We start from the raw sequence: 23,903 nt of genomic DNA on the forward strand, positions 1-23,903 counted from the left end.
CGGATATCAAAGGCGTATCCGCCAGCTTGCCTTTACTATCAAGGCAAATCACCCGAATAGCCTGATGAGGTTAAGCATGACCGATGCTATCGACCAACTGCTGATCAACGCGTTGATGGAAGACTCGCGGCGCTCACTCAAGGCCCTGGCGCAGATCAGTGGCTTGTCTGCCCCCAGCGTCAGCGAGCGCCTGCGCCGCCTGGAAGAGCGCGGCGTCTTGCGCGGTTACACCGTGGATGTCGACCCGCGCAGTTTCGGTTACCAGTTGCAGGCGATCGTGCGTATCCGCCCGCTGCCGGGGCAGTTGCAGGAAGTGGAGCGGCAGATCATTGCGATCCCTGAATTCACCGAATGCGACAAGGTGACCGGCGAGGACTGCTTCATTGCGCGTTTGCATGTGCGCTCGATGGAACAGCTCGACACCCTGCTCGACCGGATCAATGTGCTGGCCGAAACCAACACCGCGATCATCAAGAAGAGCCCGGTGAAGCGACGCCTGCCGCCGATGGGCTGAACTTGCGTCGACGTGGTAGGCACAGGCAAAAGCTGACTATTTTTTGTACACAGTAATGTCACAATAGGTGCCATTTTTGTGTGCACTTTTCACAACCGCGCCCCAATACGTTACACCCTCCACGCCACTAATTTTGACCAATTGATCAACTAACAAAACGATCAAAAAATAAAAGCTGTTAAGTTGGTCAAATTTTATTTCCTTAATTTCATTTAGTTAGCGTTAAACAAGACGAAATCAAAACAATGGCAACTTGAACGTCGCTTTTCGGCTGGCATGGAACTCGCTTTTGTGTGTTCGTGTTTTGTATACAAGTTAGACAAAACATAAATACACAAGAACCCGCGACGCCGCCCTACCCGTCGGCCGCCGCGCCCAGAACCCAGTGATGCCAACGCTGCACCGACGAGATGGCGAGCCCGTGCGCATTGCCCGCTCATCGCAGTCCACGTGCATCAGGAGCCTGCCGGAATGCGTACAAGCCTCGACCTTGCCCCTGAACTTTCCGTCGCCAGCAGCAACCCCATCTCCACACTTGCCGGCCCTGCGCCAGCACTTGAACTGAGCCCGCGCCTGCACAACCGCGACCTCGCCCCGACACGCGCCGAAGGTCGGCGCTGGGGTGGTTACAGCATCTTTGCGTTATGGACCAACGATGTGCACAACATCGCCAACTACTCGTTCGCCATGGGGCTGTTCGCCCTCGGGCTGGGCGGCTGGCAGATACTGGTGTCGCTGGCCATTGGTGCGGCGCTGGTGTACTTCTTCATGAACCTGTCTGGTTACATGGGGCAAAAGACCGGCGTACCGTTTCCGGTCATCAGCCGCATTGCCTTCGGTATCCATGGCGCGCAAATACCGGCGTTGATCCGCGCGGTCATTGCCATTGCCTGGTTCGGCATCCAAACCTACCTGGCCTCGGTGGTGCTGCGCGTGCTGCTGACCGCCGTGTGGCCGCAACTGGGCGTCCACGACCAGGACAGCATCCTTGGCCTGTCGAGCCTGGGCTGGGTTTGCTTCGTGGCGATCTGGCTGGTGCAGTTGGTGATCCTCGCCTACGGCATGGAGATGGTGCGCCGCTACGAGGCCTTCGCCGGCCCGGTAATCCTGCTTACCGTCGCCAGCCTGGCGGTGTTCATGTACTTCAAGGCCGACGCGCGAATCGCCTGGTCGGTGGCGGCGCCGCTGACCGGTTACGAGATGTGGCGCAACATCTTCGCGGGCGGTGCCCTGTGGTTGGCGATCTACGGCACCCTGGTGCTCAACTTCTGCGACTTCGCCCGCTCATCGCCCTGCCGCAAGACCATCCGCGTCGGTAACTTCTGGGGCTTGCCGGTGAACATCCTGGTGTTCGCGATGATCACCGTGGTGCTGTGCGGCGCGCAGTTCCAGATCAACGGCCAGATCATCGACAGCCCGACGCAGATCGTCGCCAGCATCCCCAATACCCCCTTCCTGGTCCTGGGTTGCCTGGCCTTCCTGATCGTCACGGTGGCCGTGAATATCATGGCCAACTTCGTCGCCCCGGCTTTCGTGCTCAGCAACCTGGCGCCACGCCACCTGAACTTCCGTCGCGCCGGGCTGATCAGCGCCACCCTCGCCGTGCTGATTCTGCCCTGGAATCTGTACAACAGCCCGCTGGTGATCGTGTACTTCCTGTCGGGCCTGGGCGCCCTGCTGGGCCCGCTGTACGGGGTGATCATGGCCGACTACTGGTTGCTGCGCAAAGGCTGCATCAACGTGCCGCAGCTGTACAGCGAAGACCCGGCTGGCGCCTATCACTACACCAAGGGCATCAACCTGCGTGCCGTGGCCGCCTTCGTGCCGGCCGCAGTGCTGGCCATCGTGCTCGCCCTGGTACCCAACTTCCATAGCGTGGCGCCGTTCTCTTGGCTGATCGGTGCCGGCATCGCCGCGGCCCTTTACCTGCTGATCGCGCCACGCAACCGCCACTACCTGGATGTCAGCGGTGAGTGCATCGCCGTTGACCACAGCAGCCACTGATCAGGGAGAACTGCCATGCGTATTCTGATTGCCAACGTCAACACCACCGAAGCCATCACCGAGGCCATCGCCGAGCAGGCGCGCGCCGTTGCCGCGCCAGGTACCGAAATCATCGGCCTGACCCCGTGGTTTGGCGCCGAGTCGGTGGAGGGCAACTTTGAAAGCTACCTGGCGGCCATCGCGGTGATGGACCGGGTGCTGGCCTACGATGGCCCCTACGATGCAGTGATTCAGGCCGGCTACGGTGAGCACGGCCGCGAAGGCCTGCAAGAGCTGTTGAACGTCCCCGTGGTGGACATCACTGATGCCGCCGCCAGCACGGCGATGTACTTGGGCCACGCCTACTCGGTGGTGACCACCCTGGACCGCACCGTGCCCTTGATCGAAGACCGCTTGCGGCTTTCCGGCCTGTACGACCGCTGCGCGTCGGTGCGCGCCAGTGGCCTGGCCGTGCTCGAGCTGGAAGCCGACCCACAGCGCGCCGTCGAAGCTATCGTCGAGCAGGCTGAGCGCGCTGTGCGCGACGACAAGGCCGAGGTGATTTGCCTGGGTTGTGGTGGCATGGCGGGGCTGGATGAGCAGATCCGTCAACGCACCGGCGTGCCGGTGGTGGACGGTGTGAGCGCAGCGGTGACCATTGCCGAGTCGTTGGTGCGGATGGGGTTGAGTACGTCCAAGGTGCGGACCTATGCCACGCCGAGGGTGAAGAAAGTGGTGGGCTGGCCGATGCGCTTCGGGCGGTAAGATTCAGGTGCCTTAAGCGGCCCTATCACCGGCTAGCCGACTCCCACAGGATGATCACAGGCCGGAAGGTTCTGAGACACCTGTGGGAGCAACTGTCTTGTGGTGCTTGTTCCGGCCTCATTGCTGGCAAGCCAGCTCCCACAGGGGCGGCGCTAAACTTGGAGGCTACATAGTTCAGGTGGGAGCTGGCTTGCCAGCGATAGGGCCGGTCCAGTCAGCGCAACATTCTGGCCAACCGCTCCCCACTGCCACAGGCCAACGTAAAACCCAGTGCCCCATGCCCCACGTTCAGCCACAGGTTTCGATAAGCCGTAGCCCCAATGATCGGCACCCCGGTAGGCGTCGCTGGCCGCATCCCCGCCCATTCCACCGCCTGCCCGTAGTCGGCGGCGTTGGGCAGCGTATCCAGCGCCAGCCGGCGCATGCTGTCGAGTCGGCGCGCATCCACCGATTCGTCGTAGCCGACGATATCCACCATCGCCGCCACCCGCAGTTGGCGGTCAAGGCGCGCATAAACGATCTTGCGTTCGTAGTCGGTAACACTGACCTCCGGTGCCCGATGCTCCGGGGTAATCGGCGCAGTCAAGCTGTAGCCCTTCAGCGGATAGACCGGCAACCTCAACCCCGGTAGCGCCAACCCCGCACTGCGATGCCCCGCACACAGCACCAGGCGCTGCACATCTACCTGCTCGCTGCCCAGTTGCAACGCAACCACCTGATCGTGATGTGCGACCAGCTGAGTCACAGGCTTACCGAGCAAAAACTGGCACTGCCCGGAGGCGCGCAAGCGCTCGGCCAGGCGCACACAGAAGCGGTGACAGTCAGCGACTTCTTCATCAGGTGTGAGCACGCCCCCCACGAACGGCGCCCCGGCCAAGGCCGGCTCCAGGGTTTTGAGCTCGACGGCATCGAGCACGCGTTGGCTGACTGGATCGAGCAGGCGCCTACGCGCTTCGGCGAACGCCCGCTCACTGCGAAAGGCGACCAGCTTGCCGTTACGCCGCCAGGCAAAATCCGTCAGCCCACCCTCCTCGCGCCAGCGCGCCAGGGCGGCTTGGCTTTCCAGCGCCAACGCCAACAGCTGTGCGCCATTGCGAGCATTGACACGGCTGCGACAGGCCATCATGAACGCCAGTAACCAACGCCACTGCGCCGAGTCAAATCGCAACCGCAAACGCAGCGGCGAATCCCCCTGCAACATCCAGCCCAGTGCCTGCCACGGCACACCGGCATCGGCCAATGGCGCCACATAGCGGTACGACAACTGCCCGCCATTGGCGAAACTGGTGGCAGACGCCAGGCTGTCCCGCGCCTCGATCAGTGCTACCGACAGCCCTTCGCGCACCAGCGCATAGGCCGTCGCCAGGCCAATGACACCCCCTCCAATGACCGTCACCTCGTGCTTCATGCATGGCCCCTGTTTCGGCTTCCTTGCCCAAACAGTAGCAGCGCATCAGCTCGGACAGCTATGGGCACCGTCATTGAGGCCCTGCCGCACATTGCGGCTGAGCAGGCTGGCCTTGCCGTCGTGCCAGGTCAGCGTGAGCACATACAGGGTGTCGAAATCGTCGCCGTTCCAGTCCTCGGTAATCACCCGCTCCTCGCCCAGGGCCTTGCCAGCCACGGTATTGATGAGCTCTGGCAGGTAGCCGTGGGACCAGGCGGTGTAGACCGTCGCGTTGCGGTATTTGTCGCTCAGCAACTCTTCGGCCAGCGCGTCGGTGTCGTTGGCACCGTAATCGATGTTCACCGGCAGGCCCTGGCGGATGGCGCTGGGGGTGATAGTCATCAATGGGCGGATATAGCTGTAGCTCTCGTCCTTGCTGCCTTCCTCGACATGCCGTGACGGGTTGGCAGCGAACACGTAGTCGGCATTGCCAAAACGTTCTGGCAGCAGCGTGGCCAAGTCCAATGCCCGGTTGAGGCCTTGGCAGTTCAGTTGCCCGAGCCCCTCGCCCGGTTTCTCGGCGTGGCGCAGGAAGACCAGAGTCTGGGTGCCATCGACCGGCTGCGCACGGCTTTCGACAGCATCCAGCGCCAGCGGTATGGCCACGGCCGTGAGCGCCAGGCTCAACAGCAAGTGGCGACGACGGCGGAGAAAGGTTGGCAACTTCATCAAGGCAGGCTCTTGTGGCAGAGAAAATCGGGTTGACCCGCCACGTTGCCCTGCGCCGCAGCCGCAGGGCGTCCTTGTAGTGAGTGCCATCCCTGGCAACGAGTGAGGGTCAGAGTGCCGTCAACCCGTTTGGTTCCTCCCTGAGCGTGATTGCCGTTCCCTAGGCAAGGGCAACGTTAGAGGATGTGTGTTGCTGAATTATGTATACCCTGTATGTATGGCGTGAATGATCTGACGCCTACAAGACCGAGCGCCGCGCGGGCGGCGCTCGATCTCGTAGGCACTGCAAACCTCAAGGCATACACCCGCAAAAACTCATCAATATCTCAATCATCCCGCGTCAGCACTTCCAGCAGCTCAATCTCAAACGTCAAATCCGAATTCGGCGGGATCGCCCCCACACTGCGCTCGCCGTAACCCAGGTGCGCCGGCACCTGCAATTTGCGTTTGCCGCCAACGCGCATGCCGATCAGGCCTTGGTCCCACCCTTTGATCACGCGTCCCGTGCCGATCACGCACTGGAAGGGTTTGCCGCGCGACCAGGATGAATCGAACGTGCTGCCGTCGGCCAGCCAGCCGGTGTACTGGGTGGTGATCAGGGCGCCTTTGACGGCGGCTTTACCGTCGCCTTCGACGAGGTCGATGATCTGCAGTTCGCTGCTCATGGGCATGCTCCAACGCTGAAAAAATCAAAGCCGCCCTTTTCTCAGGTATGCACCGGTTTGGCAAGTTCTCGCGGCGTTCCGTGCTGGCGCATGGACCACAGCACGCCGCCGATCACCAGTATGATCGCTGCCGCCTCTAGCACGCTCGGCCCGGTCTGCCGCCAAAGGAAGGCATAAAGCAGGGCGAACAGGGTTTCGAAGACAATCAGTTGGCCGCTCAGGGTGAGTGGCAGGCGCTTGGAGGCGGCGTTCCACAGCGCCATGGCCAACCACGAACCCAGCACCGCGCAGCCCAGGCTGGCCGCCCAGAACAACCACCAGCGCGCCATCGGCGCGTCCACCTGCAACTGTTGCGGCTGCCATAGGGCCAGGGCTGCGACCATCACCAGGCTGGCCAGCCCGGTCATCACCCCACACAGCACCGACCACTGATGGCTGTCGAAATGCCCGCATTGCTTGAGGTAACGGCTGTTCTGTACCGCGTACCAGGTCCAGCAGGCCAGGGCGGCCAAAGCGTAGAACAGGCCCAGGAGCTTGTCGCCGATGTCGCCGGGGGCGAAGGCGAACGTCTCCAGGTTGATGCACAGCATGCCCGCCAGAATCAGCACCAACGGGCCGACTAGCCGCGCCAGCGGTACCGCGCCACTGTCGTTGCGACCGTATAGGGTGATGGTCAGCGGCAGTACGCCAACAATCAGTGAAGCTGGCGCCACGCCCAGACGCTGGATGGCGGCCACCAGGAAGACGAAATAAACCAAGTTGCCGATGACGGCCAGGCGCAGCAGCATCCACACGTCGTGCAGGGTTAGCTGACGCAGCTGGCGGGCCATGGGCAGAGCCAGCATCAGCGAGATGACCCCGACCATGACATAGCGCACGCTGCTCAGCAGCATCGGGTTGAACTCAGGCAGCAGCTCAGGGGCCATCAACACCATGCCCCACAACGCACCGGCCATGCCGGCGTACATCACACCGCGTCTCACGTCTGCGATCCTCGTTTGAATTGAGCGCAGGCTACTGGTTGTGCGGGGGGGAGGCAATGATTTGGGGGATGGGGGTGGGGTTGCGGGGGCATGTCTTGGGGTTTGCAGCGCCTGGGAGATCGAGCGCCGCCCGCGCGGCGCTTCGCAGCACAAGGCTGCTCCTACATTTGTTTCGGGCCAATTAGTCCTGGGGCATTGGCGCGCGGCCCCTTGGCGCACACCATGATATCGCGTCGGACCAACAAGGCGGTCGCGCGCCGCCCCCACAGGCGTGACTGGCCGGAAACAGATGTAGGAGCAGCCTTGTGCTGCGAAGCGCCGCGCGGGCGGCGCGGGGGTGTCAGAAATTTTGTGTTCGGGCATAACATGAGTAAGAGGTGCATGTATGCCAACCAAAAAGAAACCCCTTCGTGACCTACCAAAAATCCCCAAGGAGCTGCTCGAACAGTTCGGTGAGGGGCTGATGACCGCAGAGGCTATCGAAGACGCTTCTGCGGCCTTCAAGAAGGCCTTGATCGAGCGAGCATTGAGTGCCGAGCTCGGTCACCACCTGGGGTATCCGCCGGGCGCGCAGCGCCCAGAGGATGAAACCAACCAGCGCAATGGTAAAACGGGCAAGACGGTTTTGACGGGGGATGGCCCGCTGCGGCTGGAGATTCCCCGTGATCGGGATGGCAGTTTTGCCCCCATTCTGATCCCCAAGCATGAGCGGCGTTACACCGGTTTTGATGACAAGATCATCGCCATGTATGCCCGAGGCATGACCGTTCGAGAAATCCGCGCTTTCCTCTCTGAGCAATACGGGACGGATGTTTCCCATGACTTCATCAGCTCAGTCACAGACGAGGTGATGGAGGAAATTGGTGCGTGGCAACAGCGACCGCTTGAGCCGATGTACCCAGTCATTTTCTTCGATGCGCTGCGGGTCAAGATCCGAGAAGAAGGCCTTGTCCGCAACAAGGCGATTTACTTGGCGCTGGGTGTTTTACCCGATGGAACGCGCGATATTCTTGGTATCTGGATCGAAAACACCGAGGGTGCGAAGTTTTGGATGAAGGTCTTCAACGACCTCAAGACCCGCGGCGTAGAGGACGTGCTGATCGCCGTGACCGACGGTCTCAAAGGCATGCCAGAGGCGCTAAGCGCAGTATTTCCGGCAACAACGCTGCAAACATGCATCGTCCACTTGATCCGCAACAGCCTCGATTACGCGGCGTGGGACAAGCGCCGTGAGCTGGCCAAGGCGCTAAAACCGATCTATCAGGCCATCAACGCAGAAGCGGCTGAGCAAGCACTGGATGCCTTTGAAAATGGCCCTTGGGGTAAGCAATACCCAACGGTGGTGGCGGCCTGGAGACGAGCCTGGGATCGAGTGATTCCATTCTTTGTCTTCCCGCCTGCGATTCGAAAAGTGATGTATACGACCAACGCTATCGAAAGCATCAACGCTCAGCTACGCAAGATCATCAAGACCCGAGGCCACTTCCCGACGGATGACGCAGCGACCAAGCTGATCTGGCTTGGGCTGCGTAACATCACGGCAAACTGGGGCTCGGCGGCTCATGACTGGAAGAGTGCGATGAATCAATTTGCGATTCTGTACGGAGATCGATTTATCAGGCCGACCTGGTAAAAGCATGGCCTGCCTGACGGCAGGCCGTTATCGGCCCGCACACAAAAAAACTGACACTCTCGGCGGCGCTCGATCTCACAGGCGCTGCAAACCTAAAGGCATGCACCTCATGCACCAAAAACATCCCTCAGATAAACACCTGCCCCCGCAGATACAACGCCGCCCGCCCGCTGATAATCACCCGTCCATTGCCCGGCACCTCGCACAGCAGCTGCCCCTTGCGCACCCCACCCTGCTCGCAGCTCAGCACATTCTTGCCCAACCGTTCGGCCCACAACGGCGCCAGCGAAGTGTGCGCCGAGCCTGTTACCGGGTCCTCGTTCACGCCCACCCGCGGGCCAAACCAGCGGGTGACAAAATCAAACCCACGCCCCGCCGCAGTCACGGCGACCCCGCGCACGTCAAAGGCCGACAGGGCGACAAAATCGGGTTTCAACGGGTCCAACAACGACGCGTCATCAATCACCACCACCAAGTCATCGCTGCGGTACACCGCACGCGCACTGCTCAGGCCCAGCGCCTCCAGCAGGCCCGCTGGGGCCTCCACCGCTTCCGGCTGCTTGGCTGGGAAGTCCATCGCCAGCAGCCCGTCGGCGCCGCGGCTGACACGCAACTCGCCACTGCGGGTATTGAACCGCAACACGGGCGCCTGCACACCCAACTGCTCGTACAACACATAGGCCGAGGCCAAGGTGGCATGGCCGCACAGGTCGACCTCGACTGTCGGGGTGAACCAACGCAGGTCGTATGCCTCACCGTTACGCACGAAATAAGCGGTTTCGGACAGGTTGTTCTCTTCGGCGATGCGTTGCAGCACATCGTCCGGCAGCCAGCTGTCCAGCGGGATGACTGCCGCCGGGTTGCCACCGAAAGGCTCAGTGGAAAACGCATCGACCTGGAAGATCTCGAGTTGCATGCACACACTCCTTGTTGGCCAGGCCGCTGCCGGGCTCATGGGTGAAAAGAGTCAGTTTCGTACCGGGGTGAGCACCGGCTCACCGGCAAAGAACGCCTGCAAATTGCGCACGACCAACGTCACCGTGTCGCGCGCGGCCTCCGGCGACTGGCCCGCCACGTGGGGCGTCAGCACCGTGTTGCAGAGCGCCTTGAGGGCATCGGGCACTGCCGGCTCGTCGTCAAAGACGTCCAGAGCGGCACCGGCAAGCTGGCCGCTCGCCAGTGCCGCCACCAGGGCCTGGGTGTCCACCACGCTGGCACGGGCGATGTTCACCAGGTAGCCTTCGGCGCCGAGGGCTTCGAGTACCGGTGCATCGACCAAGTGATGGGTAGAGGCGCCCCCTGGCGTGGCCACAACCAGAATGTCGACGGCATTGGCCAGGTGCAGCGGGCTGTCGTACCAGGTGTACGGCACATCCGGGCGCGGCGTGCGGCTGTGGTAGCTGATGCTCATGTCGAAGCCGAGGTTGGCACGCTTGGCGATCGCCAGCCCCACCGCGCCCAGGCCGAGAATGCCCAGGCGCTTGCCGCTCACCGATGGGCTGATCACACGGTTCCACTCGCCACGGCGGGTACTGGCATCGGCACGGGGAATGTCGCGCAACAGCGCGAGCACCATTGCCAAGGTATGGTCGGCGACCGCGGCGGCATTGGCCCCAGCACCGTTGGTCACCGTGATACCGCGCGCGGCGGCGGCGGCCAGGTCGACCTGCTCGTAGCCGGCACCGATCACGCAGATGATCTGCAAGTGGGGCAGCGCCTCGATTTCTGCGGCGGTCAGGCCCAATGGGCCCCGGGTGAGCACGGCATCGATTTCGCGGGCGTGGCGCTGGATGGCTTCGGTACGCAGTTGCGGCGACGGTGCGCGGATCAGTCGATAACCCGCCTGTTCCAGCAGAGGCAGGTAATCGTCGACGGTTTCCACCAACACCAGGACTGTCTTGCTCATGCCACCTCCGCGTCTGATCGAAGGGGCATTATGCGTAATCAGCGGGCGGTACAGTCAATCGATAAATCAGCAGAAAACTGTACTGTACCGGGCAAGTTACTGGGCGAACGCCCGCCCAAGGCCACCGGGTACACCGCTGCTGTCGGTGTCCTGCCATGGGCCATCGGGGCTCAGTGACCAGCTCCAGCCCCCGTCGTAGCGGTAGTAGGTGCGCTGGCGGTAGAAGGTGTTGGGTTTTTTCTCCAGCACGTAGACGCCCAGTTTAGGGTCCCAATGGCTGGAACCGCCCGGTGGCGGTGCAAAGCTGGCGGACGTGCGGGGCATCGGCTTGGGCGTCGCTGCGGGTTTGCTCGGCTGGGTCGAAGGCTGCCCGCCCGGCAACGGCTTGACCACCGGCCCCTGGTGCGGCGGTAGCCGCTCGATCGGTGGCGCGGGCTGCTCGTAAGGTTCATGCACCGTACACGCGGACAAACCCAGGGCCAGGGTGATCAGGGTCAGGCGGACGGTGCTGTGCATGGCAATGCTCTCTTACGGGTCTGGGCTGTCGATGGTCAGGTGTTGCGTGGCCTGGGTGGCAGTGGCCAGTGGCGAACCCTGGCCGATCCACTCGCCATGAGTGGGCTGGCCGGCACGCGACACACGGGCAACGAGTTGGACTTCAGTAAAGTCCGACAGTTTCATCTGCGGCATCATCGCGTCGGCATCGGACAACTCCACCTCGATCGGCAACTGCGCCACGGTCACCCGCTTCGCGGCCACGGGCATGGGCGGGCCATGACTGGCACGGGCGAAAATGAACACTGTGTCGTCGGGCTTGACCTTGTCTTTGAGCGCCGCTGCCAGCTCCACACGCACCTTCAGCCGGGCCGCCACCGGTGTGACAGTTTGGCCAGGCTCACCGCCCAGCCGCTCGGCAGCCCGGTCGATACCGCCTTGCAAGGCGGCGCGCGAGGCATCGCCTTCAGGCAGTTGTGCCAGCAGGCGCTTCCAATAGTCGATGGCTTCCTGGTAACGCTCACCCTCGAACGCAGCAATGCCGCGCAGGCCCAGGCTAGTCACTTCGTTCGGGTCAGCCTTGAGGGCTTCATCGGTCAACGCCTGCAGTTGCGGGTTCCACTGTTTGTCGGCGGCAAAGTACTGCGCCTGGGCCCATTGCCCCAGCAACTCGGGCTGACGGCCCGCCAGGGCCACGGCACGTTCGAAGGTGCGTGCCGCATCGCCCGGGCGCTGTTCGGCCATGTAGGCACGCCCAAGGAAATACAGGGCTTCTGCCGAATCCGGCTGGGCCTTCACCACACGCTCAAGGCGGGTAGTCATCTCTTCCATGGTCTTGGGCGCCTGGGCAAATTCCTGGGTCAGTTCGACCTTGTCAGCCGCGCCAAAGTGCAAGTACAACCCTAAGGCCATCAGCGGCACCAACACCGCCGCCGCCAATGGCAGCGCTTTGCCCAGATGGCCTTGGCGCGCGGCCTCGCCACCTTCGGTGTCCGCCAGCAGTTCACGGGCCGCTTCGTCACGGCCCTTGGCCAATTGCACGTCATCGAGCACGCCAGCGGCTTGCTGCGCAGCCAGTTCGGCCACGCGCTCCTGGTACAAGGCGACGTTCAGGGCGGTGCGGTCTTCCTCTTGCTGACGGCGACGGCCACGCAGGATCGGGATCAGCAGAAAGCTGAGGGCAGCGAGCAGCAGCAGGCCCGCGCTAAGCCAGAATTCAATCATGGGTCTGTTCTTTTTCCAGCAGTTTAGCGAGACGCTCGCGTTCGTCGACGGACAACTCTTGCGCACCTTGGGCCGCGGCACCGCGGCGGCGGCGAACGATCACCAGCAGCACCACGAAGCCACCGACCAGCAGGATCCCCGGGCCGAACCACAGTAGCCAGGTGCGCCCGCTGAGCGCGGGCTTGTAGCGCACGAAGTCGCCATAGCGGTCGACCATGAAGTCGACGATCTGCTCGTTGTTCTTGCCTTCGCCCAGCATGCGGAAGATTTCGCGGCGCAGGTCGGCGGCAATCGGTGCGTTGGAGTCGGCGATGTCCTGGTTCTGGCACTTCGGGCAGCGCAGTTCCTTGGTCAGTTGCTGGTACCGCTCACGCTCGGCGTCATCGCGGAACTGGTAGGTATCGATGGCCGCCCTGGCCACGCCCGCCACGCCCAAGCCCAGGGCCAACCCCAGTACGGCAGCTGCCAGCCCGCGCTTCATGGCTTGGCCTCATCGACCAGGCCCTGGTACAGCGGCGCCAGCTGTTCGCGCCAGACGCTGGCATCGACAATGCCCACGTGCTTGTAGCGGATGATGCCCTTGGCGTCGATCAGGAAGGTTTCCGGCGCGCCATACACGCCCAAGTCCAGGCCCAGGGTGCCCTGCTCGTCGCGGATATCCAGTTGGTAGGGGTTGTGGAACTCGGCCAGCCACTTCAGCGCCGCGCCATTGTCGTCCTTGTAGTTGACCCCGTGGATGACCACGCCCTGCTCGGCCAGCTGGTTCAGGTACGGGTGCTCGACCTTGCACGACGGGCACCAGGTCCCCCACACGTTGACCAGCGCCGGGCGGCCCAACAGGTCGGCCTGGGTCAGGTTACGGTCGCCCTGCACCGAGGCCAGGGAAAACGCCGGGAAGGGCTTACCGATCATCGCCGAGGGCAGCTCGTCGGGCTTGAGGAACAAGCCTTTGTAGAGGAAAACCGCCACCAGCAGAAACACCGCCAGTGGCACCACCATGATCCAACGCTTCATGCAGCTGCTCCAGACACGCCCAGGACATCACGCACCCGGGTCTTGACCTTGACGCGGTAACGCCGGTCGAGGGCCGCCAGCAACCCGCCCAGGCCGGTCAGCAGACCGCCCAGCCAGATCCAGCGGACATAAGGCTTGATATGCACACGCACCGCCCAGGCGCCGTTTTCCAGCGGCTCGCCCAAGGCCACGTAGAGGTCGCGGGTGAAGCCAGCGTCGATGCCGGCTTCGGTCATCATCGACTGCTGCACGGTGTACAGCCGCTTCTCGGGGTGCAGCGTGGTCACTTCGCGACCGTCGCGAGACACCACCACGGTGCCCTTGTCGGAAATGAAGTTCGGCCCCTCAAAATGCTTGGCACCCTGGAACAGGAAGTGATAACCGCCCAGCTCCACGCTTTCGCCCGGCGCCATGCGCAGGTCGCGTTCGGCACTGTTGTTGCTCGACAACACCACGCCCAGTGCGCACACCGCCAAGCCCAGGTGCGCCAGCTGCATGCCCCAGTAGCTGCGGGTAAGGCCACGCATGCCTTTGGCCAGGCCCTTGTGGCGGGTCTTGTCGAGCACATCACGCAACCCGCTGAGCACGACCCAGGCCGCCAGGGCAAAGGCTGTCAGGGTGGGCCAGTCGAAGTCGTCGACGATGAAGCCGGCGACCGGGGCAAGCACTGCACTGCCGATCAGGACCGGGGTCATCATGCTTGCCAGCCATTTGCCGGGCGTGTCCTTCCAACGCACCACCACGCCCACCCCGAGCACCACCATCAGCAGTGCCATCAGCGGCAGGAACAACGCATCGAAGTAAGGCGGGCCGACCGACAGCTTGGCCCCGGTCAGGGCATCAAGTACCAGGGGGTACAGCGTGCCCAAAAGGATCATCGAGGCCGCCACCACCAGCACCAGGTTATTGGCCAACAGCAGCGTCTCGCGCGACCACAGGGCAAAGCCGACTTGGCTCTTGACCACCGGCGCACGCAGGGCGAACAGGGTTAGCGAGCCACCCACCACGAACAGCAGGAAGATCAGGATGAACACGCCGCGTGACGGGTCAGCGGCAAAGGCATGCACCGAGGTCAGCACCCCGGAACGGACCAGGAAGGTGCCCAACAGGCTCAATGAGAAGGCTGCGATCGCCAACAGCACGGTCCAGCTCTTGAACACGCCACGCTTCTCGGTCACCGCCAGCGAGTGGATCAAGGCTGTGCCCACCAGCCACGGCATGAACGAGGCGTTTTCCACCGGGTCCCAGAACCACCAGCCGCCCCAACCCAGCTCGTAGTAAGCCCACCATGAGCCCAGGGTGATGCCCACGCCAAGGAAGGCCCAAGCGACGATGGTCCACGGCCGCGACCAGCGCGCCCAGGCGGCATCAAGGCGCCCGCCAAGCAAGGCGGCGATGGCGAAGGCAAAGGCCACCGAGAAGCCCACGTAGCCCATGTACAGCATCGGCGGGTGGACGATCAGGCCAATGTCCTGCAGCAACGGGTTGAGGTCACGGCCATCGGTCGGCACTTGCGGCAGCAGGCGCTGGAACGGGTTGGAGGTGATGATCAAAAAGCTCAGGAAGCCCACGCTGATCATGCCCATTACCGCCAGCACACGGGCCAGCATCACTTGCGGCAGCTGACGCGAGAACACCGACACGGCGAAAGTCCAGCCGCCCAGGATCAACGCCCAGAGCAGCAACGAACCCTCGTGCGCGCCCCACACGGCACTGAACTTGAAGTACCAGGGCAAGGCGCTGTTGGAGTTGCTGGCGACGTAGGCGACCGAGAAGTTGTCGGTCATGAAGGCATGGGTGAGGCAGGCAAAAGCGAAGGTCAGGAAGGCGAATTGCCCCCAGGCTGCCGGGCGTGCCAGGCTCATCCACAGGCTGTCGCCGCGCCAAGCGCCTAACAGCGGCACACTGGCCTGCACGGCGGCGAAGCAGATGGCCAGGATCATCGCCAACTGGCCGAGTTCGGGTATCACCAGTGCCGCATTCATGGTTTCGCCTCCGCGCCGGCGGCGGCTTGGCCGCTCTCCTTCAGGGCCTTGGTGACCTCGGGCGGCATGTATTTTTCGTCGTGCTTGGCCAGCACTTCATCGGCCACCACCACGCCCTCGGCATTGAGCTTGCCCAGGGCAACGATGCCCTGCCCTTCGCGGAACAGGTCGGGGAGGATGCCGCGGTAGGTGATCGGCACCGACTTGTTGAAGTCGGTGACCACGAAGCGCACGTCGAGCGAGTCGGCCGAACGCTGCACCGAGCCTTTTTCGACCATGCCACCGGCACGGATACGGGTATCCTGCGGCGCCTCGCCGTTGGCGATCTGGGTCGGCGTGTAGAACAGGTTGATGTTCTGCTGCAAGGCGCTCAGGGCAAAGCCGACGGCAATCCCGACACCGACCAACAGGCCGACGATAAGCAACAGGCGTTTCTTGCGCTGCGGATTCACTGGTTGTTCTCCCGGCGCAAACGGCGCGCCTCTTCTTGCAGGTAGCGACGGCGGGCCAGCAGCGGCGCGGCGACATTCAGCGCCAGCACCGCCAGGCAGATGCCATAGGCCGTCCACACGTACAGGCCATGGTGGCCCATGGCGAGAAAATCGCCGAACGAGGCAAAACTCATCGTGCGGCCCTCCGCCCCAGGCTGTTCAATACTTCCTCCTTGACCCAACTGGCGCGTGCCTCGCGCTTGAGCACCTCAAGGCGCATGCGCATCAACAGCACCACGCCGAAGAAGCAGTAGAAACCCAGCGCCGTGCATAGCAGCGGCAACCACATTTCGGCAGGCATCGCCGGCTTTTCGGTCAGGGTGAACGTGGCGCCCTGGTGCAGGGTGTTCCACCACTCCACCGAGTACTTGATGATCGGGATGTTGATCACGCCGACAATCGCCAACACCGCACAGGCCTTGGCCGCGCTGTCACGATTACTGATTGCCTGGCCCAGCGCAATGATGCCGAAGTACAGGAACAGCAGAATCAACATCGACGTAAGGCGGGCATCCCACACCCACCAGCTGCCCCAAGTCGGCTTGCCCCAGATGGCACCGGTGACCAGCGCCACGGCGGTCATCCAGGCGCCGATCGGCGCTGCGCACTGCAGGGCGACGTCGGCCAGTTTCATCTTCCACACCAGCCCCACCACCCCGGCCACCGCCAACAGCACGTAGCAGGACTGCGCCAGCATCGCCGCCGGCACATGGATGTAGATGATGCGGAAGCTGTTGCCCTGCTGGTAGTCCTGGGGCGCGAATGCCAGGCCCCAGGTGATGCCCACCAGCAACAGCGCGAGGGAGGCAATGGCCAGCCACGGCAACATACGGCCGCTGATGGCATAGAACCATTTGGGGGAACCGAGCTTGTGGAACCACGTCCAACTCATTTTCATCAGGGTACATCCAGGGTATTAGCCAGGCTTGAGAGCCCAGGACTCGTTATTCGCCGACGCTGATCTTCAGGCCGGCCGCTATCGCAAAGGGTGCCAGTGTCACCGCCAGGGCCGTGAGGCTGGCAAGCCAGAGCAGATGGCCGGTGGCTGGCATATTTTGCAACGCCGCCTGCAACGCACCACTGCCCAGGATCAATACAGGGATATACAACGGCAGAATCAGCAATGCCAGCAGCAGACCACCGCGTTTAAGACCGACCGTCAGCGCCGCACCCACCGCGCCCAACAGGCTCAGCACGGGCGTCCCCAGCAGCAACGAGGCGAGCAGCACCGGCAGGCAATGGCTCGGCAGCCCCAGCATCAGTGCCAACAGTGGCGCCAACAATACCAGCGCCAGGCCGGAAAAGATCCAGTGCGCCAGCACCTTGGCCAATACCAGGAGCGCCAGCGGATGCGGCGACAGCACCCATTGCTCCAGCGAGCCATCCTCGAAATCGCTGCGGAACAGGCCGTCCAGCGACAGCAGCACGGCCAGCAAGGCCGCCACCCACACCAGGCCAGGCGACAAGGTTTGCAACAATTGGCTTTCAGGCCCGACCGCCAGCGGGAACAGGGCCACGACGATGGCGAAGAACACCAGCGGGTTGGCCAGCTCGGCCGGGCGGCGGAACAACAGGCGCGCTTCGCGGCGCAACAACAGGATGAATACGCTCATACCGCCCATTGCCCCAGGTTCAGTTCACGGTAGCCCGACGGTTTGCGTTCGAGGCTGTGGTGGGTGGTCAGCACCACCGTGCCGCCCTGCTCGCAATGCGCCGCCAGGTGCGCTTCGAGCTGCGCCACGCCTTGTTTGTCGAGGGCGGTGAACGGCTCGTCGAGAATCCACAAGGGGGGGCTTTCGAGGTACAAGCGGGCCAGGGCCACACGGCGCTGCTGGCCGGCGGACAAGGTATGGCAAGGCACGTCTTCGAAACCGCGCAGGCCGACCGCTGCCAGCGCCGCCCAGATCGCCTCGGCGCTGGCAGGTTGGTGCAAAGCACAGAGCCAGGTGAGGTTCTCCTCGGCGGTGAGCAGGTCCTTGATCCCCGCAGCATGGCCAATCCACAGCAGGATGCTGGCCAGGGCATGGCGCTGTTCGGCCAACGGCTGGCCACCGAGCAGAATCTGCCCGGCAGTCGGCTGCATCAACCCGGCCAGCAGGCGCAACAGGCTAGTCTTGCCGCTGCCGTTGGGGCCACTGATCTGCAGCATGTCGCCGGGCCGCAGCTCGAAATCCAGGTGCTCGAACAGCAGGCGCCAGTCGCGCTCGCAGGCCAGGCCCGCGGCTTGGAGGTGAAGGGTCACGGTTTCGCCTTATCTGTGTAGGGTTCAAGACCAATCGCCGATCTTGAACCCAGTGTCTCAAGTCGCCCCCCTCCCTGCCGTTACAGTGGCAGTGGCGGACGGGCGGCATTATTACATGCACGGCCTCGCTGCCAAGAGGGCGGGTTCGACAGGTTGTATACAATCATGACTGAAATCAATAGTCTCGGCGCACAAACCGCGATCAGCGCCCAGGCCATCAAGGCGGGCATGACCGGCGAACTGCTGCGCCTCACGCAAGCACAACCCGGCTTGCTGGCCCCGGGCGAAACAGCGCAGGCCGAGGTGTTGTCGATGCGTCAGCTGGGCCGGGAATTCCAGCTCGTGCTGCGGCTGATGCAGGCCAACGGCGCCCAAACCCAACTGCAAGCCAGTGCCAGCCAGCCCTTGCCCCCGGGCAGCCAGGTCACGGTCAGTCAAACCGAAGGCAATCGCCTGGCCATCCTGTTGCAACAGGCCAGCACCAGCAACATCGCCACCCTCACCCGCCTGGACACGGCCAAGGTACCGGTCGGCACCCTGCTGCAAGGCAAGGTCCTGACCAACCAGCCCATCCTTCAAGCGCAGGGCCAGGCCGCCGGTTACCGTTCGCTGGTCAGCCTGCTCAACAGTGCCCAGGCCGGCGCCACCCTGACCATCGACAGCCCACGCCCGCTGCCGGTGGGCAGCCTGCTCAGCGCGCGGGTGCAAGGCGACCAGTCGCTGCAATTCGTGCCACTCAGTGGCCGGCAAGACCAGCTGAGCATTGCCCAGCAACTGCTCACCCAGCAAAACCGTCAGGCCTCGTTACCTGGCCTGCTCAGCGCATTGCAACAGCTTGCCCGCGACCCGAGCGCCCACGGCGACCTGCGTGCGACGGCCGACCGCGTGCTCGCCGGCCTGCCGGACGCGCGCCAGCTCGGCGATGCCAAGGCCGTCGCCCAGGCCCTGAACAACAGCGGCGCCTTCCTTGAAGCGAAGCTGCTGGGCGGCCTGCCAGCAAGCGTCGCGACCGACCTCAAGGCTCACCTGCTCAGGCTGGTAACCCAAGCGTCGGTCACCACGCCCGGCGCACCAGCCCTAGCCCCCAGTACCTTGGCCCTGACAATGCCGGCCTTGGCCCGCGGGGCGCTGGGCATGCTGGACCGGGTCAGCCCGAAACCCCAGCCTGGGGCGTTTCCGCTGCCCTCACGGCTGCTCAAGGCCATGGAAGACGAAGGTGACCTGCAACAACTGCTGCGCCTGGCCGCGGCGGCTGTCTCGCGCCTGCAAAGCCACGCCATGAGCAGCCTGCAACAAACTGGCACGCTTGAAAACGGCAACCTGCAAACCACCTGGCAAACCGAGGTCCCCATTCGCCATGGCCAGGAATTCATCCCGCTGCAAGTCAAGCTGCAACGCGAGGAAACGCCGCAGCAGCAGGCCGACCGCCAGCAGGAATCGCAAGACCCGCTGCAGGCCCTGTGGCGCATCGAACTGGCCTTTGACCTCGCGCCGCTTGGCCCGCTGCAAGTCCAGGCCCAGTTGAGCCAGGGCCGCTTGAATGGCCAACTGTGGGCAGAACGTGAACCCACCGCACGGCTGATCGACAGCCAGCTCGGCACCCTGCGCGAGCGCCTGCTGGCACGCGGCCTGGACGTCGGCGACCTGGAATGCCACCCCGGCATCCCTCCTCAAGGCCCCCGCACGCGGGTCGAACAACGCTGGGTGGACGAAAACGCATGAGCCTCAACCCACCCCGCCAAGCCATTGCCCTGAGCTACGACGGCCAACAGGCACCCACCCTCAGCGCCAAGGGCGACGATGCCCTGGCCGAAGCCATCCTCGCCCTGGCCCGCCAACACGAGGTGCCGATCTACGAGAACGCCGAGCTGGTGCGCCTGCTGGCCCGGCTGGAGCTGGGCGATCAGATACCCGAGGCGCTGTACCTGACCATCGCCGAAATCATTGCCTTTGCCTGGCAACTGCGCGGCAGGGTGCCACCAGGCTTTGACGATTCCACCAAACCCGAGCGTGACGTCACCGAGTTGTTGCCGCGCCTGCCCGGCAAGTCGGGCTGAACCGCCCGGCAAGCATTATCTACCGTCGCACCCTGGCCCGGTCGGTCGATCCTGTGGTTTTTCCCGCATCACGGAGACCGACATGCCGACCACCCACATCAACGCGGCTGGCGTGCAGTACGTACGCAATCACCTAGCCACCCTGCCCCGACCCGACCGCGACGCCAAGCAGGCCATCCAGGACTGGCTGGTGACACAAGGCGTGCACCTCGACCCCGACCAGGTCGAGGTGGTAACGCTGCACATACACCCGGCTGGAGCCACCCAGTACCAGGCACAGGTAGTGCAGCGTGTGAGCCTGACGCAAGCCGTGCTGATGAACTGGCAAGGTGAATCCAACAACGACTTTTTCGGCGGCCTGTTCAAAGCCCCCTGGGCCGGCAGGCTGCCCGACGACGGCCCAATCACCTGTGTCGAGCACCTCCCAGCACAACCGCACGTCGACAACGGGGCCTGGTATGAGGTGTTCAACGGCCTGTTCAAGCGGACCGAACCTGCCCGCTACGACCACTCGACGCTGCTGAACGTACGTGCCGAAGCCCTGCAGCGTCACATCGAGGCACTGGACTTCCACACCCGCTACAAGGCGTCGCTCGACGCCTACTGGCACGACCAACTGCTCAGTTACCGCCTGTGCTGCAAACTCAACTTCCTAGCTGCCTGCAACAAGCAGATCGGCGACGGCAGCCTCAGCGACGCCGCCCGCCAACTGGCCTGGCGCGCGGCCGATGTCATCCCACGCGGCAAGGGCCTGCGCCTGAGCACCCTGAGCATTTACGGCTACGCATCCACGGACCTGCTGTACATCAACGACAGCCACAGCGACCTGACCTTGCTCTATGTAGCCGGCAACAGCTCGCCCCTGCAGGAGTTCGCCAGCGAAGCGCTGTTGAAGGATTGGGTCGGCCAACAGTGCAAGGACGCCACCCGGCGCCAGGCGCTCAAGCAACACTTTCGCTTGGCCGATGGCCCCCAGGGCATCGACTTCAGCGGCCTGGACACCGCCCTTGAAGGCTTGGGCGAATACCCACGCAGCCATCGCCTGCCACCGGAACATGGCTTTTTCAACGACGACGGCACCTGGCCCCCGCGCACCTATGTCAACTACCGCCCCGGCAAGTACAACCCGAGGATCACCGGCGACCTGTTCCAGGCCATGGCCCTGCGTCAGCGGCAGCGCTGCTACGACGATGCCGATTTCATCATCACCAGCAACAGCGAGATCAGCAAACGCAAATGGCGCAGCTACCTCAACAGCACGCTCAACCTGCTGGCGCCGCTCACCTTCGTGGTGCCCGGCCTGGCGCCCTTGCTGGCGCTGGGCGGTATCGTGCAACTGGGCCTGGGCCTGGACCAAGCCATCAATGGCAAGACCCTGCACGACAAGCTCGACGGCATCGGCAACATCACCTATGGCCTGCTCAATGCAACGCCGCTGGCACTGGAAGCAGTGGCCAAAGGCAAGGGCCTGCTGCGTTTCGAGCAGGACGGCTTCGTCGCCCCGCGCCGGGTGAACGAGCAGTGGGGTTACCCGCTGAGCCCTTCCGACCCACCGCATTTGCCCCCAGTGGATGTCGCGCCCTACTTCCACCGCCCTGCTCCCATCGCGCCACTACCGGACGGCGATGCCGCAGTGGCCAACTCAATACGGCGCTACCCGCGGTACAACGGCGACACCGATCGGATGATCAGCTATTACGAGGAGACGCCGGATTACCCGCAAGAGCTTGAATTGGTTTATGACATGCAGGCCGACCTGTTCATCACCGAGGAAGGCACTAATGAAGTAGACCCGACCTACTTCGAAGCCGAACCGCTCACCGGCAACATGCGCCCCGCCACCCCCGAAGGCCGGGCCGTCACCGACCCGATGCGCATGGCATCACTGCGCGGCCTGGGTATCGACCTGCAACTGCCCGTGCAGCTACCCAGCGCATTTCCCGCCGGCGCCCGCCCCATCCCGCAACGGATTACATCGCTGTGGGTAGGCGACAAGACGCTTGGCCCCGAGCTGCTTGAAACGTTGGCTGGCAATGCCCGGCGCCTGCAGGAAGGCCCGTACCAGTACCGGCTGTACTTGTCCAAGGCAAACCCGCAGGCCCATGCGCACAACGTCGAAGAACTGGCCAGGAACGTGCCGGGGCTGCAGGTACTGCCATTGGAGGACCAAGCGTTTTTCAAAGCCTTCGAGCGAAGTCAGTATTTCGGCCATTACCAGGCAGCGATCGACGGCAATAATGGCGTGGCCACCAACTTCTCTTCCGCATCGGACGTGTTGCGCTACCCGATGCTGCACGCCGAAGGTGGGCTGTACATGGACGTCGATGACCAACTACTGGGCCAAGGCGCACACGCGGCGATCGATGATGTGGTGCTGGCGACCACCGATGACGGGTTGCTCCTGCATCCGCCCATGTCCAATCAGAAACTGGGCATGAACACCCTCTATAACACCAGCATGATCGGTAGCCATGCTGGCAACCCGACCTTGCTGGCGATATCGGAAGAGATGCAGGCGCGTTTTCTCGCCGACCCGGACTTCTACCGAGCGCGGCCGACCCTGGCCAGCGACCCGCGAGGGTTCTATGCGTACGCCAAACGCCTCAGCCACATCACCGGCCCGGCGATGCTCAACGCAGTGACCGACCGCTTGCTGCCCGACCTGTACCTGATTCGTCAGCTGTACAACCTGTACACGATGCCGCGTATTAACAGCAACCTGTTCATCGAGTTCGAGATGTTGCGCGCGGTCTGGCACGAACGCTTGCCGCTCAATCGCCTGGCCAAGGTGGGAGGGATGCATTCCTGGGCTACCACCTGACGTGTGAGCCATTGGGGCTGCTGCGCAGCCCTTCGCAGCACAAGGCTACTCCTACAAAATGGCGCTGTACCTGTAGGAGCAGCCTTGCGCTGCGAAGGGCCGCACAGCGGCCCCAACGACTCAGCTCACTCGGTACGGTGCAGCTTGCTCATCAACTCCGCCTCGGCCTGGGTCAGGCCGCAGGTCTCGGTCAGCTCGGACACGCTCGCGCCCATGCCGACCAGCTTGGCCGCCTGGCTGAAGGTGACGCTGCTGGGGTCACGCTGCTCCAGCCGCTCCAGCCGATCCGGCAAGGTGGCCAACGTCTCGCGCACGTCATGGATGGCCTCACCCATGCGCACGGTACCGTTCTGGTAGTCGTCCAGGCGCTTGGCCAGGTCCTTGATGCGCTGATCACGCAGCGCATCACCCGCAGCCTGTTGCGCCGCCAGCTCCCGCTGGCGCTTGGTGTGGTTGAGGAACATCCACACACCCAGCGCCCACAGCAGCGCCAGGAAGATGACAGCAACCTCAAGGATCAACTCAGATGTTCTCAAGCTCGGACCACTCTTCCTCGGTCATCATCTTGTCCAGTTCCACCAGGATCAGCAGTTCGCCGTTCTTGTTGCACACGCCCTGGATGAACTTGGCCGATTCTTCGTTACCCACGTTCGGCGCCGTCTCGATCTCGGACTGACGCAGGTAGACCACCTCGGCAACGCTGTCGACCAGGATGCCGACCACTTGCTTGTCCGCCTCGATGATGACGATACGGGTGTTATCGGTCACCTCGGTCGGCATCAGGCCAAAACGCTGGCGGGTGTCGATCACCGTCACCACGTTGCCACGCAGGTTGATGATGCCCAGCACGTAGCTCGGCGCGCCCGGTACCGGGGCGATCTCGGTGTAGCGCAGCACTTCCTGCACCTGCATGACATTGATCCCGTAGGACTCGTTGTCCAGACGGAAGGTTACCCATTGCAGGATCGGATCTTCGGAACCTTGTGCGGACGACTTTTTCATTCCCCTA

The 23,903-nt window shown here is 63.3% G+C and carries 25 protein-coding genes; 7 read left to right on the plus strand and 18 right to left on the minus strand.

Annotated elements, in window-relative coordinates; all coding sequences use genetic code 11:
* Positions 1-76: 76 nt before the first annotated feature.
* The 3 genes from LOY53_RS18775 (at position 77) to LOY53_RS18785 (ending at position 3,262) form a co-directional block, all read left to right on the plus strand.
* On the plus strand, positions 77-514 hold the full coding sequence (locus LOY53_RS18775; protein ID WP_027592981.1) for an Lrp/AsnC family transcriptional regulator: 438 nt from the start codon (positions 77-79) through the stop codon (positions 512-514).
* A gap of 471 nt (positions 515-985) precedes the next feature.
* Positions 986-2,518 carry an NCS1 family nucleobase:cation symporter-1 gene (locus tag LOY53_RS18780; RefSeq protein ID WP_099454914.1) on the plus strand — a complete coding sequence of 511 codons (1,533 nt, stop codon included), beginning with the start codon at positions 986-988 and terminating at the stop codon, positions 2,516-2,518.
* A gap of 15 nt (positions 2,519-2,533) precedes the next feature.
* Positions 2,534-3,262 (plus strand): aspartate/glutamate racemase family protein, encoded by a 729-nt coding sequence (locus LOY53_RS18785; protein ID WP_027592983.1) that lies wholly within the window; start codon positions 2,534-2,536, stop codon positions 3,260-3,262.
* 214 nt (positions 3,263-3,476) lie between these two features.
* On the opposite strand, the gene LOY53_RS18790 is transcribed toward LOY53_RS18785, so the two are convergent.
* From LOY53_RS18790 to LOY53_RS18805, 4 genes are all read right to left on the minus strand, one after another.
* Entirely contained in the window at positions 3,477-4,670 is a 1,194-nt protein-coding gene (locus tag LOY53_RS18790; RefSeq protein WP_252825258.1) for a D-amino acid dehydrogenase, read from the minus strand.
* A gap of 45 nt (positions 4,671-4,715) precedes the next feature.
* The gene (locus LOY53_RS18795) at positions 4,716-5,378 is read right to left on the minus strand and encodes a histidine phosphatase family protein (protein ID WP_252825260.1); all 663 of its coding nucleotides are present in this window, start codon (positions 5,376-5,378) and stop codon (positions 4,716-4,718) included.
* Positions 5,379-5,704: 326 nt separating this feature from the next.
* Positions 5,705-6,043: an FKBP-type peptidyl-prolyl cis-trans isomerase gene (locus LOY53_RS18800; protein ID WP_252825261.1), complete on the minus strand. Its 339-nt coding sequence runs from the start codon at positions 6,041-6,043 to the stop codon at positions 5,705-5,707.
* Positions 6,044-6,084: 41 nt separating this feature from the next.
* Positions 6,085-7,026: a DMT family transporter gene (locus tag LOY53_RS18805; RefSeq protein ID WP_252825263.1), complete on the minus strand. Its 942-nt coding sequence runs from the start codon at positions 7,024-7,026 to the stop codon at positions 6,085-6,087.
* 385 nt (positions 7,027-7,411) lie between these two features.
* Here LOY53_RS18805 and LOY53_RS18810 point away from each other — a divergent pair, with 385 nt between their 5' ends.
* Complete coding sequence (locus LOY53_RS18810; RefSeq protein ID WP_258702816.1) at positions 7,412-8,659, plus strand: IS256 family transposase; 1,248 nt, start codon at positions 7,412-7,414, stop codon at positions 8,657-8,659.
* Between the two features lie 127 nt (positions 8,660-8,786).
* On the opposite strand, the gene LOY53_RS18815 is transcribed toward LOY53_RS18810, so the two are convergent.
* The 12 genes from LOY53_RS18815 to ccmA form a co-directional block, all read right to left on the minus strand.
* Positions 8,787-9,575 (minus strand): PhzF family phenazine biosynthesis protein, encoded by a 789-nt coding sequence (locus LOY53_RS18815; RefSeq protein ID WP_252825265.1) that lies wholly within the window; start codon positions 9,573-9,575, stop codon positions 8,787-8,789.
* A gap of 51 nt (positions 9,576-9,626) precedes the next feature.
* The gene (locus tag LOY53_RS18820) at positions 9,627-10,565 is read right to left on the minus strand and encodes a 2-hydroxyacid dehydrogenase (RefSeq protein ID WP_252825266.1); all 939 of its coding nucleotides are present in this window, start codon (positions 10,563-10,565) and stop codon (positions 9,627-9,629) included.
* Between the two features lie 96 nt (positions 10,566-10,661).
* Complete coding sequence (locus tag LOY53_RS18825) at positions 10,662-11,081, minus strand: hypothetical protein (protein WP_027592990.1); 420 nt, start codon at positions 11,079-11,081, stop codon at positions 10,662-10,664.
* Between the two features lie 12 nt (positions 11,082-11,093).
* On the minus strand, positions 11,094-12,284 hold the full coding sequence (gene ccmI, locus LOY53_RS18830; RefSeq protein WP_252825268.1) for a c-type cytochrome biogenesis protein CcmI: 1,191 nt from the start codon (positions 12,282-12,284) through the stop codon (positions 11,094-11,096).
* Positions 12,277-12,765: a cytochrome c-type biogenesis protein gene (locus LOY53_RS18835; RefSeq protein ID WP_258703130.1), complete on the minus strand. Its 489-nt coding sequence runs from the start codon at positions 12,763-12,765 to the stop codon at positions 12,277-12,279. Before LOY53_RS18835 ends, ccmI begins: the two co-directional genes overlap by 8 nt.
* Positions 12,762-13,298: a DsbE family thiol:disulfide interchange protein gene (locus LOY53_RS18840; protein WP_027592993.1), complete on the minus strand. Its 537-nt coding sequence runs from the start codon at positions 13,296-13,298 to the stop codon at positions 12,762-12,764. The genes LOY53_RS18835 and LOY53_RS18840 overlap by 4 nt, the downstream gene beginning before the upstream one ends.
* Positions 13,295-15,268, minus strand: coding sequence for a heme lyase CcmF/NrfE family subunit (locus LOY53_RS18845; RefSeq protein ID WP_172960407.1), 1,974 nt, complete (start codon positions 15,266-15,268; stop codon positions 13,295-13,297). The genes LOY53_RS18840 and LOY53_RS18845 overlap by 4 nt, the downstream gene beginning before the upstream one ends.
* A gap of 11 nt (positions 15,269-15,279) precedes the next feature.
* Positions 15,280-15,735 (minus strand): cytochrome c maturation protein CcmE, encoded by a 456-nt coding sequence (gene ccmE, locus LOY53_RS18850; RefSeq protein WP_099428657.1) that lies wholly within the window; start codon positions 15,733-15,735, stop codon positions 15,280-15,282.
* On the minus strand, positions 15,732-15,908 hold the full coding sequence (ccmD, locus tag LOY53_RS18855) for a heme exporter protein CcmD (protein WP_099428656.1): 177 nt from the start codon (positions 15,906-15,908) through the stop codon (positions 15,732-15,734). Before ccmD ends, ccmE begins: the two co-directional genes overlap by 4 nt.
* A complete protein-coding gene (locus LOY53_RS18860) occupies positions 15,905-16,672 on the minus strand; it encodes a heme ABC transporter permease (RefSeq protein WP_027592997.1) in 768 nt (255 codons plus the stop codon). The genes ccmD and LOY53_RS18860 overlap by 4 nt, the downstream gene beginning before the upstream one ends.
* A gap of 46 nt (positions 16,673-16,718) precedes the next feature.
* Positions 16,719-17,396: a heme exporter protein CcmB gene (gene ccmB / locus LOY53_RS18865; protein ID WP_371097214.1), complete on the minus strand. Its 678-nt coding sequence runs from the start codon at positions 17,394-17,396 to the stop codon at positions 16,719-16,721.
* Complete coding sequence (gene ccmA / locus LOY53_RS18870) at positions 17,384-18,016, minus strand: cytochrome c biogenesis heme-transporting ATPase CcmA (protein WP_258703131.1); 633 nt, start codon at positions 18,014-18,016, stop codon at positions 17,384-17,386. Before ccmA ends, ccmB begins: the two co-directional genes overlap by 13 nt.
* Before the next feature lie 165 nt (positions 18,017-18,181).
* On the opposite strand from ccmA, the gene LOY53_RS18875 reads away from it, so the two are divergent.
* The 3 genes from LOY53_RS18875 to LOY53_RS18885 all read left to right on the plus strand — a co-directional run bounded on the left by LOY53_RS18875 (position 18,182) and on the right by LOY53_RS18885 (position 22,894).
* Entirely contained in the window at positions 18,182-19,738 is a 1,557-nt protein-coding gene (locus LOY53_RS18875) for a flagellar hook-length control protein FliK (protein WP_258703132.1), read from the plus strand.
* The gene (locus LOY53_RS18880; RefSeq protein ID WP_252825271.1) at positions 19,735-20,073 is read left to right on the plus strand and encodes an EscU/YscU/HrcU family type III secretion system export apparatus switch protein; all 339 of its coding nucleotides are present in this window, start codon (positions 19,735-19,737) and stop codon (positions 20,071-20,073) included. The genes LOY53_RS18875 and LOY53_RS18880 overlap by 4 nt, the downstream gene beginning before the upstream one ends.
* An 82-nt stretch (positions 20,074-20,155) precedes the next feature.
* Entirely contained in the window at positions 20,156-22,894 is a 2,739-nt protein-coding gene (locus LOY53_RS18885) for a dermonecrotic toxin domain-containing protein (RefSeq protein WP_258703133.1), read from the plus strand.
* 125 nt (positions 22,895-23,019) lie between these two features.
* On the opposite strand, the gene LOY53_RS18890 is transcribed toward LOY53_RS18885, so the two are convergent.
* Both LOY53_RS18890 and LOY53_RS18895 read right to left on the minus strand, forming a co-directional pair.
* Positions 23,020-23,415, minus strand: a complete 396-nt coding sequence (locus tag LOY53_RS18890) for a DUF2802 domain-containing protein (protein WP_099454927.1) — start codon at positions 23,413-23,415, stop codon at positions 23,020-23,022.
* Position 23,416: 1 nt separating this feature from the next.
* A complete protein-coding gene (locus LOY53_RS18895; protein ID WP_003254393.1) occupies positions 23,417-23,896 on the minus strand; it encodes a chemotaxis protein CheW in 480 nt (159 codons plus the stop codon).
* Between the last annotated feature and the right edge of the window lie 7 nt (positions 23,897-23,903).

The sequence above is a fragment of the Pseudomonas sp. B21-031 genome, assembly GCF_024748985.1.
Lineage (GTDB): Bacteria > Pseudomonadota > Gammaproteobacteria > Pseudomonadales > Pseudomonadaceae > Aquipseudomonas > Aquipseudomonas kermanshahensis.